Source organism: Pseudoalteromonas sp. J2K-J031, assembly GCF_058197095.2.
The window spans coordinates 1,722,469-1,734,489 of sequence record NZ_CM200279.1 but is presented as its reverse complement, the minus strand read 5'-3'; the positions used below and the strand labels follow the sequence as shown (position 1 = coordinate 1,734,489).

12 protein-coding genes are annotated in these 12,021 nt (G+C 41.3%); 2 read left to right on the top strand and 10 right to left on the bottom strand.

Features of this window, described 5'->3' with window-relative positions:
* Positions 1 to 58: 58 nt before the first annotated feature.
* Positions 59 to 937: a methylisocitrate lyase gene (gene prpB, locus AC3KZC_RS07910; RefSeq protein ID WP_490579248.1), complete on the bottom strand. Its 879-nt coding sequence runs from the start codon at positions 935 to 937 to the stop codon at positions 59 to 61.
* Positions 938 to 949: 12 nt separating this feature from the next.
* Positions 950 to 1,654, bottom strand: a complete 705-nt coding sequence (locus AC3KZC_RS07905) for a GntR family transcriptional regulator (RefSeq protein ID WP_490579249.1) — start codon at positions 1,652 to 1,654, stop codon at positions 950 to 952.
* A gap of 358 nt (positions 1,655 to 2,012) precedes the next feature.
* Between AC3KZC_RS07905 and AC3KZC_RS07900 the strand changes: the two genes are divergently transcribed.
* A complete protein-coding gene (locus AC3KZC_RS07900; protein ID WP_490579250.1) occupies positions 2,013 to 3,212 on the top strand; it encodes a GGDEF domain-containing protein in 1,200 nt (399 codons plus the stop codon).
* Here the strand turns inward: AC3KZC_RS07900 and AC3KZC_RS07895 are convergent.
* The 5 genes from AC3KZC_RS07895 to AC3KZC_RS07875 all read right to left on the bottom strand — a co-directional run bounded on the left by AC3KZC_RS07895 (position 3,209) and on the right by AC3KZC_RS07875 (position 7,112).
* Positions 3,209 to 3,457 carry a hypothetical protein gene (locus tag AC3KZC_RS07895; protein ID WP_490579251.1) on the bottom strand — a complete coding sequence of 83 codons (249 nt, stop codon included), beginning with the start codon at positions 3,455 to 3,457 and terminating at the stop codon, positions 3,209 to 3,211. The two genes, AC3KZC_RS07900 and AC3KZC_RS07895, sit on opposite strands and share 4 nt — an antisense overlap.
* A 71-nt stretch (positions 3,458 to 3,528) precedes the next feature.
* Complete coding sequence (locus AC3KZC_RS07890) at positions 3,529 to 3,879, bottom strand: DMT family protein (protein WP_490579252.1); 351 nt, start codon at positions 3,877 to 3,879, stop codon at positions 3,529 to 3,531.
* 38 nt (positions 3,880 to 3,917) lie between these two features.
* Positions 3,918 to 4,244: an antibiotic biosynthesis monooxygenase family protein gene (locus AC3KZC_RS07885; protein ID WP_490579253.1), complete on the bottom strand. Its 327-nt coding sequence runs from the start codon at positions 4,242 to 4,244 to the stop codon at positions 3,918 to 3,920.
* Positions 4,245 to 4,334: 90 nt separating this feature from the next.
* Positions 4,335 to 6,218: a hypothetical protein gene (locus tag AC3KZC_RS07880; protein ID WP_490579254.1), complete on the bottom strand. Its 1,884-nt coding sequence runs from the start codon at positions 6,216 to 6,218 to the stop codon at positions 4,335 to 4,337.
* Between the two features lie 243 nt (positions 6,219 to 6,461).
* The gene (locus AC3KZC_RS07875; protein WP_490579255.1) at positions 6,462 to 7,112 is read right to left on the bottom strand and encodes a hypothetical protein; all 651 of its coding nucleotides are present in this window, start codon (positions 7,110 to 7,112) and stop codon (positions 6,462 to 6,464) included.
* Positions 7,113 to 7,316: 204 nt separating this feature from the next.
* On the opposite strand from AC3KZC_RS07875, the gene AC3KZC_RS07870 reads away from it, so the two are divergent.
* The gene (locus AC3KZC_RS07870) at positions 7,317 to 9,455 is read left to right on the top strand and encodes a TonB-dependent receptor (RefSeq protein WP_490579256.1); all 2,139 of its coding nucleotides are present in this window, start codon (positions 7,317 to 7,319) and stop codon (positions 9,453 to 9,455) included.
* A gap of 608 nt (positions 9,456 to 10,063) precedes the next feature.
* Here the strand turns inward: AC3KZC_RS07870 and AC3KZC_RS07865 are convergent.
* The 3 genes from AC3KZC_RS07865 to AC3KZC_RS07855 form a co-directional block, all read right to left on the bottom strand.
* Positions 10,064 to 10,675, bottom strand: a complete 612-nt coding sequence (locus tag AC3KZC_RS07865) for an HAD-IB family hydrolase (protein ID WP_490579257.1) — start codon at positions 10,673 to 10,675, stop codon at positions 10,064 to 10,066.
* A gap of 346 nt (positions 10,676 to 11,021) precedes the next feature.
* Positions 11,022 to 11,414, bottom strand: coding sequence for a YbaN family protein (locus AC3KZC_RS07860; RefSeq protein ID WP_490579258.1), 393 nt, complete (start codon positions 11,412 to 11,414; stop codon positions 11,022 to 11,024).
* Positions 11,411 to 12,001 carry a biliverdin-producing heme oxygenase gene (locus tag AC3KZC_RS07855; RefSeq protein ID WP_490579259.1) on the bottom strand — a complete coding sequence of 197 codons (591 nt, stop codon included), beginning with the start codon at positions 11,999 to 12,001 and terminating at the stop codon, positions 11,411 to 11,413. Before AC3KZC_RS07855 ends, AC3KZC_RS07860 begins: the two co-directional genes overlap by 4 nt.
* Between the last annotated feature and the right edge of the window lie 20 nt (positions 12,002 to 12,021).

The window sequence follows — 12,021 nt, the reverse complement described above, 5'->3', positions numbered from 1 at the left end:
ATTTTTAGTGTCGTTTATAAGGATGACAAACGACCTGTTGATAAATTTTACGGTTTAGTTATTTATTTTTGCCTTCGGCAAATAATGAATCAAGTTTTTGCTCGTAGTCGTGATAACCCAAATATTTATACAAATCCATTCGAGTTTGCATGCTATCAACGACCGCTTTTTGATCCCCTTGCTCGAGGATAGACGAATACACCGTTTCTGCGGCTTTATTCATGGCTCTAAACGCTGAAAGCGGATAAAGCACCATGCTCACGCCCCACTCGCCTAACTCTTGTTTATTCCAAAGTTCAGTCTGACCAAACTCCGTAATATTGGCCAAAATAGGCACATCAAGTGCCTCACTAAAGGCACGATAATGTTCTTGTGTTTTAACGGCTTCTGCGAAAATCCCATCCGCACCAGCTTTTACATAAGCTTTAGCACGTTCAATCGCGGCTTCTAACCCTTCTTGAGCGAACGCATCGGTGCGAGCCATGATAAAAAATTCGGGATCAGTTCGTGCATCGACCGCTGCTTTGATCCGGTCGACCATTTCTTCTGTAGAAACAATGGCTTTATTTGGGCGGTGACCACAACGCTTTTGCGCGACTTGATCTTCAATATGACAACCCGCAGCACCGGCCTTAGTCATTTCTTTTACAGTGCGGGCAATATTAAATGCACCGCCCCAGCCAGTATCCGCATCAACTAATAATGGCAAATCGCTTGCACCTGTAATACGACGAATGTCTTCAAGCACATTATCAAGGCTGGTCATGCCTAAATCAGGTAAGCCGTAAGAGGCGTTTGCTACACCCGCGCCTGATAAATAAATTGCCTTATGCCCCAATTGCTCAGCCATCATTGCGCAATACGCGTTCACGGTGCCGACAATTTGTAGTGGTGTATTGTCTACAAGCGCTTGTCTGAATTTTTTTCCTGCTGACATGAATGTCTTCTCCTAGTTTTTCACTTTGAACGGTGATTGAGTATGTAGCTCTGCGGCTACTTTAAATTTGTGTTCGATATTGGCGCCTGACGAGGCAATATGGCGCTTCATCAGTAGCTCTGCCAATTCGCCATCTTTGGCTGCAATGGCGTTGATAATGGCTAAATGTTCATCAAATGCACGGCTAACACGCGGGCCATTCATGCCCATTTGCACCCGGTACATGCGAATAAGCTGGTACAACTCATTGCACAGTAAATGAATAAGATGACTGTTTTTACTGCCTTTAATAATGCGGTAATGAAAATCTAAATCACCTTCTTCTTGGTAATAAGATTCACCTTGTTTAACGCGTTGATTGGCTAAATGTAAATCGAGTAAGGCTTTGACTTGCGCAATTTCATCATCGGGCATATTTTGCGCCGCTAAGCGACATGCAAGCCCTTCGAGCGAGGCACGCACCTGAAAGATTTCTTTAAGTTTTGTTTCGGTCAGCGCAACGACTCGACAACCGACATTCGCTTTACGCTCAACCAAATGACAACTTTCTAAGCGATTGAGTGCTTCACGCAAGGTTGCGCGGCTAACACCATAGCGTTTTGCTAATTCGGGTTCTGATATTTTACTACCCTGAGGGATTTGGCCTTCAACAATCGCTTGGCGTATGTCGACATAAACTTGATCTGAAGCGGTTTTTATTGGGTTATCTAATTCCATAGCGGCTTTTTGTCGACAATTAACGAGCCATGACTATGGTCGATGTCTGTTTTAATGTCAAGCAAGCAACGTGAGATTGTCGACAATCTTACCATTAAGATTTGATTTAATACCTTAAACTGACATTTAATCGTCATTATGCTGACAATTCAGACTATTAGTACCTATTTAACGCGCGGGAATAAACAGTATTAACTAGGGTGCGTTGACTTTTGTAGGCTGAAATTTGTTCAATCTAGGGGCGATTTAATCGCAGCGCGAGATTCGTGATATTTTTTAACTGCATTTGTTCAACGTTAACGCAACCTTATGCCTATACTGAAACAAGTTATTCTTTCTAACTCTTTTACCGACTTTAATGATTGATCCTCAAGCGCTTATTTTAATTCAGGTCATTTGTATTATCACAGGTACGGCAGGGGTCGCTTGGGGTTTGATGACTTATCCGCTCAAAATTGCCCCTAAAGCCAGTATATTCTACGCAATAGCAAATTTTTGCGTGGTAATAGGGATCTTGCTAGTCACTTTTAGAGATACGTACTCAAACATTGTTGTTTGGCAAATCGCCGACTTCATCATTTTGTGTGGCTTTTACTTATTACGCCTTGCTACTCAAAAATTATTTAAACTAGCTATTTCATTCAAAATAGATGCTTTTTTAGTACTGATTACTTTGTCAGCGGGATTATTCTTTGCTCCATTGGAGTCTTCAAATTATGCATTAGGCATTATTTTTTCACTCAGTGCCATTACTGCCTTTAGCTTATTAAGCTTTGATTTGTTCAAGTGCGCTCGAAAAGTGACGACACCGATTGGCGCTCTATTCTTAATTTTACCTATTACATTTTTAACTTGCGTTTTTATCTATCGTGCAGCCAACTTAATTTTAAATGAAGAAAGCATCGCGCCTTTCATCTCAATAACGACCCACGCCGCAATCCCCATGCTATGGTTTTACATGTTGTTAGCGCTATTAATTAATTGTTCAATGATAGGCTGTGCCATTACCTATTTAATTTTTAAAGTCAGAAAATTAGCTGATACCGACGCATTAACCGAGCTGTATAACCGACGAGCAACCCTTCGTTTAATTCATACCCAAATAACGAAAAATGATCAAATGGTGTATGGCTTGCTCTTACTTGATTTAGACTTTTTTAAACTCATTAATGATGAGTTTGGCCATGATGCCGGTGATAAGGCATTATTAACAACCGCAGGGGTACTCAAAGCTAATTTAAGTAAACACGATATTATTTGCCGTTACGGGGGTGAAGAATTTTTAGTTTTTTTACCCTATTACACCTACAAACAAACTAAGCTACTTGCCAAAACGTTAATTGAAAAGATTAGGCATTCAAATGTTGTTTTCCAGCACCATGAATTTAACTTAACGGCCAGCTGTGGTGTATGTCATGTTGGCTCACCAACCCCTTTTGAAGATGCACTTAAACAAGCCGACATTGCCATGTACCGAGCTAAAGCACAGGGCAGAAATTGCGTGTGCTTTGCCAATGACAATGACAATGACAACCAAATCACTTTAACAACACCTTAACCTTGGGTGTCATTGCGAGGTGGCTTTTGCTCAGGAATATCATTGCACATGGAGCAAGCAACCCCTTGGTTTGATTGAATGAACCTAGCCACAATAAAAATCGCGGTTGAAATTGCTGCCCACAGCGCACTGTGCTCTAAAGCGGTTATGATGCTAGTTTGTTTTACGAATTCAGCAACCATCAGCACCACAAAAATACCGCAATAAACCAACACCGCTCTTTTGAGCCAAAACCTGAATCTCATATTGTTATCCTCAATGACCCTAAAGGCCTTCATTATCCAAAACTAAGGGTGATTAACCACACTCTGGATAATTAATTAAAATGGCTACGAAAAGCAAAATACACCGCACCAACCAAACACAAGCCCGACCATAAATAATCCAGTTTTAATGGCTCTTTTAAATAAAAAACCGAAAATGGCACAAACACCATTAAGGTGATCACTTCCTGCATAATCTTTAATTGCCCAACATTTAAAACCGTATAACCAATACGATTGGCTGGCACCTGCAGTAAATATTCAAACAACGCAATCCCCCAGCTGATAAGCGCAGCAATAACCCACGGTTTATTATTGAGTTCTTTTAGATGGGCATACCAAGCAAAGGTCATAAAGATATTACTGCAAATTAATAACGATATACTGATAAAAATGGGGTTCATGGGACTCTCATGATTGTTAATAATACAAAACGGAAATATTAAATCAGGTCCATTTCGTAGTCACGCTCAACTTTGGCAATTCGTGTTTTATAGGCGCTGTACCATTCGGTGCGCCCTCGATTTTGTGCCTCTAGATGACTAATATTGGCTTTCCATAATTTTATTGAGTGCAAATCTTGCCAATATGATACCGTAATACCCAGTTCATTACGGGCTGATTCAACACCTAAAAAACCCGGTTGCTCTGCTGCAAGTATCATCATTTTATCGGCCATTTCAATGTAGCCTTGCTCAAGCTCAGTTCGAACCGAGCTAAAAATTACCGCGTAATAAGGTGGTCTGGGTGTGGTTGCGATTAAAGACATAGTTATTCCAAAAAACAAAAAACTCAGAGACACCTAAGTCTCCGAGCTCCTAAACAGTGCTACTAAACTAGTATAAATATAAACAATGGGTTAAGATTTTGACTCATCGCTTAATTGCGCTTCTTGACGCACATAACCTGCAGTTTCATCTTGTTGTTGAGTAATCGCATTTTGCATCGGCACAGCGCGTGATTGCTGGTTTATTTCGTGAATTTGCGCGGCATTATATAAATCACGCTCGCTGGTAATCGCTGCGATTGATTCTCGGTCTTTTAAAAAACCCACTACGTCTTTTCGAATACTCGCTAATTCTGCATCATTCTTATGCATTTCTAAAATAAAACGCGGATGTTCTAAATTACGCATACCACTGGCGGCAAACGTACTGGACACAATACGACTCACGATCACCCAAGGGGTAATGCTTGAGCGAACAAGAGTATTTTCTGAACGAGTTGAATCATGAATACCGGTACCGGTTGAGATTTTAGACTCGGTAAATGTCCCTTCTACTTTTAAGTAAATAAGCTGGCTTTCAAATAACATTTCGGCAAAAAATACATGGGCCGAATTAGTTAAAATACGGGCAAACGCACGCAGTAAAATGGCGCAGAAAAACAAATGCACCCCAGTACTGACAACATCATTTAAACTTGCAATTTGCTCGGTGGATAAACGACTTAAGCTTTTGCCTCCAAACTGGCTGATCGTTTGATACACACTGCCTAAATTAAACGCCAACAGCACCACTAAAATAGCGCCAATAATAAAAAATACATTACCTAAAATTAAACTTGTTAAACGCGCTAAATTAAAATGCTCGCCTAAATCCATTGCTTTTACTTTTGGTTGAATTTCTTGGATCATTTCACCAAAAAACTTACCTTTTCCTTCGACTTGCTCATTTAAGTTTGGCTCCAGCTCTTGATAAACTCGATTGGGCACTTCTTTATAACGGCGATTGGCCATCACTAAATTATCTAAATTAATGAAAATTTCGTTAGGGTGTACCGACTCTTGCCAGTTTTCACGTAACTCTGATACTTCAACTTTGGGCTCGGTATAATTAAGTCGCTTAAAGAGCATTAACGCTGTGATTGCTGTCACCGCAATTGCGCCAACTAAAATCGCCATTAAATACAATACGGTATGCGGCTTAGGAAAATACAATGCCACTTGGCTCATATCGGCCAAATCCATTTTTGCGGCACTTAAAAAAAGGCTGAAACCCACGCCCACAGCAACAGGTAAAATAATGGCCCCCGCGATCACTTTAGCTAAAACCATGCCGCCCATACTTGGAATATGTTTATCTGCAGTACGCACTAACGCAGTGCCCACTTGGCGCCACACTAAAAGCAAATACAAGGTTAATGCAACTGAATATAAAGGAAAAACAAATTCGCCAATCTCACCGGCAAACCCTGCCAACGAAACAAATGCAACTAAACCATAGGCCACTAATGCAACAACAGTTTTAACAACAGCACCAAACAAACGCTGCGCCATATTACGCACTGGATACGGCATAAAAGTAAGCTTAGGCAACACGCTGTGCAAAAAGTGAGCTAAAAAACCATGAGGTTCTATGAAGGTTGCATTTTTGCGTCCAACCAACATTTCGGTTAAATCTTGTTTTGAATAAGCAACGTACGAGGCTTCTTCTTTAGCGGTACTGACTTCTGAACGACTAAAATTAGGCGCCAGAGAAGTTGGATGATTTCGACCAACAAAATAGCGCAATGTAGCAATAATGCCCGATGTGGCAGATTTTAGCCCCAAACCGAGTAAAAACAAACCAAACACCACAGTGATCCAGCCAACGACCGCATCATTTTTTACAGTTGAAGCTGCTTGTACTAACAAATACACGCCTAAAAAAGCTTCTATTGCACCGCGAACGGCTGTCACTGCCCCCTCTTTTTTAAAGGGGTTTTTAAGTCCTAAGTCAATCGAACCGTAATCAAATGCCATTTTACACTCCTGTTGTGACACTTCTGACAAACTTACTAACGCGTGTTTTATACGCTCTATTACTTGTCTTATTCATGCAACCAAAGCAAAGCTTTATGCTATCACTTTGAATTTGGCAGCCAGATTACGATATTTAACAAGTATTTAGAAGGGATATCTTTGAAGAGTCTAATTGAAAAAACACGGATGCTACGCTGGCTTATGGCAAATAATTTTGGGGCAAAGCCCCAAAATTATTGCTGATTAATCGATATTGACTTTTAATTGAAGTGAATTTGCTTGCTGTAACTCATCGAGTAAATCTGCAGGGGCTTTTTGATCAAACAGTACTTGTTCAAGGGAGTCTAAGTCTTGCTTTTTATGGCCTTGCATCAACGCAGCTATTTGTGCTTCAAGCATTTCTTTAGCATCGTCGATCCGCTTTATTAAGCTGGCTTTATCGGCGTTTGTCAGCGCTTTTGATTGTTTAATGTCTTCTTTAGTCAGTGCGAGCATATCCACTTTTTGCTCAAGCTCTTTCACTTTCTCATAATCAATACCCATTCGGGCAAAAATAATCGCTTGGCGTAACTCTTGCGCATTCATTTCAACTTCAACAGGCTCATTGAGAATGGCTTCAATACTCTTATCGGCATAACTAATGGCTTGCTCGTTTGCACTCAACCGAGTGTCGACCTCGCGGCTCACTTTATCCGTTAACGTTTGGTATGACACTTTTGCTGACGCTGAAATATCTTTGCCTGGTGGTTGTGAAGCCTGACCTTCATATTGTTGCGCGAGTAAATCAGTAAAGCTGACAAGTGCACCTTGATAATCGCGTTGAGTTTCAACAGATTGAGACGTGCTATTGGCCGTCGTTAATGGTGTATTCACTACTTTATTTGAAATAAACATATTCATCCTTTGCCACGTTCATTTTAAGACCGTTTTTAAAAGCAATCCTTGTACCATTTTTGTTGTTTTATTAAACAATCGTAAAAACATCACTGCGCTGAGCATAATCTCGCCACCCCCTGCGACAATTTGTCACATGTTCAGCCCTTAAAGACAGTTTTATAATCCAGATCGTTAGATAACCCAACGAATTTGAAGGAAATTATGCTGATTACTCCCCCATCTACTAAGCTAAAGACAACTTTCTTAGCGCTCTCTCCCATTGCTTTAATCATTCATAGTCTTTTTTCTGTTGCTGCTGTCGCCGATGATAAAATTGAAGTGATTGAAATTCATGGCGATCACCATAAAAATGCGCAACACCTTGGTTCAAGCGAGCAGCTTTTAACAGAATTAGGGGTCGATTTTTCTGCCGCAGGAGGTGTCTCTAGCTTACCTATTTTAAACGGCATGATGGGCGATAGAGTCAAAGTATTAGTCGACGGTGCCGATTTAACTGCGGCGTGCGCCAATCAAATGAACCCGCCGTTATCGTACTTATCCGCCAATCAAATCAAACGAGTGAGCGTGATTGCCGGTATTTCACCTGTCAGTGCTGGGGGTGATAATATTGCAGGCGTTATACATGTCAGCGCCATCGCGCCCACATTTAGCGACTCCAGCAGTTTAACCTGGCAAGCAGGCACGCTCGGCGCGCAATATCGCAGTGTCGACGAAGGGCTCTCACTGGGCACCAGTGCGCAGTGGGCCAGTAAAACAGTCAGCTTAACGTATCAAGGTGCGTATTTAGATGCCAAAAGCTACCAAGATGGTCATGGCGATACGGTACTTGATACCTTGTACCGTTCACAAAACCATGTGCTAATTGCCGCATTAAAATCTGATAAACAACAATTAGCCGTTAAACTCAACCATCAGCATATTCCTTTTCAGGGGTTTGCTAATCAATACATGGATATGGTTGATAACACCAGCACAGGCCTCACGACACAATGGGTGCGCCAAACCGAGTTAGGCGATTTTTCGGCGCAAATTAACTGGCAAAAAGTAAGCCACGAAATGGGATTTTTTAGCGACGAAAAAACCGGCAAAATGCCGATGAAAACAGATGCCGAAGATACCAGCTACCAACTTAAGTTTGCCCATGAGTTAAATCCGATGTCGACTATCACCATCGGTCAAGAGTTTTACCTATTCGAGATTGAAGATTGGTGGCCGCCAGTGGCTGGTTCTATGATGATGGGGCCAAATGACTATCACAATATTCATGATGGTAAACGGCAACGTTTGGCCGCTTTTGCCCAATTAGACCAACAATTAACTGCCAACTGGTCAGTCTCAAGCGGATTACGTTTAGAAAACGTGCACACCAACGCCGGTTTAGTGCAAAATTACAACAGCATGCCGATGATGATGCCAGCAATGGCAATGCCAATGAGAAGTATCGATGCAAAAGCCGCTGAGCAGTTTAATCTGCAAGACCGAAAACAAAGCGACACCCTACTTGATGCGACCTTACTTACCCGCTATGCATTGGATAATTTTAATGACCTACAATTTGGCTTAGCCCGCAAAAATCGCGCCCCTAATTTGTATGAGCGTTATAGCTGGGGTCAAAGTGCTATGGCAACCAGCATGATAGGCTGGTTTGGTGATGGAAACGGGTATATTGGCGATATTCACTTAGCCCACGAAACAGCTAATACCGCTAGCATCACTTACAGCATGATGGGTGATGCAAAACCTTGGCAATTGAGTGCCAACATCTGGTACAGCTCGGTACAAGATTTTATCGATGCCGAGGTAGTTGGCAGCTTTAATCGCTCTAAACTGACAGCAAATAAACGAAACATCTTACAATTTACGAATGTGGATGCCCATCTTTATGGCGCGCGTATTGATGGCTCAGTACAACTGCATGACAGTAAAAGTACGGGATTAATTACACTGTACACCAAGGTCAGTGCCACCCGCGGCGAACGCGATGACAGTAACGACGCATTGTACCAAATTCAGCCCTTACACAGTGAGGTAAAACTAATACAACAAGTGGGCAACTGGCAACATGCAATAAGTTGGCAATGGGTAGACAGCAAGCAGCGCGTAGATGAACGCCGCTTTGAAAATCAAACCGAGAGTTATCATCTGATTAATTTACAAAGCAGCGTAACGTGGCAGCAGTTAAACATCACATTAGCTATTAGTAATTTATTTGATACTCAATACGACTTGCCTTTAGGTGGGGTTAATATTGCCGAGTTTAAAGCCAATACAACGCAAGGTTACTCACAATTGCGCGGCCAAGGACGATCGCTTTCGCTGATGCTGAATTATCAGTTTTAACAATTCAGATTTGAATAGTTCAATTTTATGCATTGGCGCATTAGCAGGGCGAAATACACTCGCCCTGTTAATGACTTTAAAACGGCTTATGACTCGGCTGCACTTATTCCTCTGCTTTATTTTCAATAATTTTTTACAACCGATGGATGCCATATATATAAAACAATGGATATGCGAACCCGATGAAATATATCCTGCTCGCAGAACTCAAAAAACGGCTAAAACTGATACTTGCTAGATATGAATTTAAATCGGTTGGATCATACAGAATATACAAACCAAAAGTGACAACAGTAATATGGATCGCGGCTCAAGGTGTGTAACCGAGTGGGCTAAGTAAAAATAGAGCAAAACTTCTGCGTCCTACTCACGCCCCTTACCTACATCCGTGTAGGCAACAAAGCGCTAATCGTCCTTAGGAATAACTCTCCGTGCAGCGCGCCTTTAATTTACATCATTTATCAGATACTTATGATATTTAGCATGAAAATAAAGGGCTTGAGATAACAACTTAAATCGTTCAATTAACAACCCGTATCGGTGTTCACAGCTCTGAACTGAATCCAAGTTATCTATCAATAAAGTGTAATAAGACGTTTGCTCTTAAGCTAAGCGCACTTTTGCCAATTCATGTACTTTTCATCTGCCAAATCAAGCATAGCGCCGTCTTCATCGGTATCGCCATACGCATAAACAAGGTTAAAATCGGCTAAATCTAATCGACTCTTAATTTTATTCACTTTTTCGTGATTACTGCAATCGGCCGCTTTAAATGTACCGGTGAGATACCCCTCGTTTACCTTCAATTCATTACACAACAACATGACACCTTGAGCCTGACACCAATGAGATAAATACACATCAAGTGAGGCTGAAACCACAACAACAACATCACCTTGGGCTTGATGTTGGCGCAGCTGCGCCATTGCATTATCACGTAAATAGTGCGGGATCACCTCTTTGGCAAAGCGCTCTCCACTTTGGTTGACCGCATTAAATTGCCGTCCTGCTAATCCTAAAAATGCACTTAACCTGCGTAATCTAATTGGACTAAATGCGCCTCGTCGGTATAAAAAATAAAAAGGCATCACAATGAGATTGCCGATCCATTTGCGATACGAAGGTGTGCAATAGCGCATAAAGACACTAAACATTTCACGGTGCGTAATCGTGCCATCAAAATCAAACAAAGCTAAATTAGGCTTTTTATTAGGTGTCATACTCGGTCCATCGGGTCAATTAAAAAGCCGATAGTACCTCAAATCCAATCACGAAACGAATGAGTTAATCTAAATGCTAAAGTGTGTTGACCTTTCGTGTATTTTTTTCAGCGGTTGTTTGCTATTCAGACAAGGTCTGCCGTATCGTTATGCTAGATACATCGACAACAACACAGTAACAATACCAAACAAGGCCCTGCCCAAAAAACCTATATAAGGAACAAATATCGCACTCAAAAGGTCAACATGCCCTAGTAAATAAGCGATGTATGGTTTTTACTTTTCCTTTTGTTGTTCGCTGCAAGGTCATAACTTGCTTTAGCCGTAATAGTAGTGTTCAACGTTATCATTGAGAGATATTTGATGGTCGAGAGACTAAATAAATCATTACAACTAATTCGACTGTTGCGACTAAAACGAGTAGCCACAATGGCGATTGGCTAAGGAGCAAAATAAAGAAACCAAACAACATACCAACACCTGCAAACCATTTAGCTTTGGTAGGCACCACTTTGTGCGCTTGCCAGTGGCGCAACGTTGCACCACTACGAGGATGATTAAGTAACCAAGCAGCTAATGTTGGCGATGAACGTGTAAAACACGTCAGCGCTAATATAAAAAAGATAGTAGTGGGCATCACTGGCAATATAATACCAATGAGGCCTAAACCAGCTAAAACTAAGCCTAATAGCTGGTACCCTGCATTTTTATATGCCACACATGTTACTTTTAAATTCATGAATAAACATGTTCCTTAAAAAGTTCGAAACGCGTGAATGCTGCTCGAGCACCATTGATTAATGCTTGCTCTTGCAAAGCGCTCAGCTCAATTTCGTCGATCAGTTGCACTAAATGACGCCAAGCACTGCCGCGCCCCGCTCCAGCGCCAGCTAAATAGCGAGCACCAAATATTCCTGATAACTGTAAGCATGCTTCAGCTTGTTTACCTAACATGGCTGCACCGACTTTTGAACCTTCAACCACATATAACCAGCCAAGCGCAGTAGCAAAATCGGTATCGTTCGTAATTACAGGTGTTAAAAAAGTATCTGGTAAGGGTACTTTGAAGTCTTTGAAGTCATGTTCAAGCATCGTTAAACGTCGGCGATCCGATAAATTTTCAATGGCCATAGTTAACTCACTGTGCTCATAAAGCACAGCAACATCCTTTAGAAAATAATATTGTAGCGTTAAAAACTGAATATAATTTTCAGTATTGGCGAAAGGATTTTTTGCCATAATGCTCTTATCAATATTGTTATGTACATCAGCAGTACTGGATTTCAATTTTAGTGCACGTGACTGCTCAGAAATGGCAAAAGTCATCTCTACTCCTCAAAGTATTG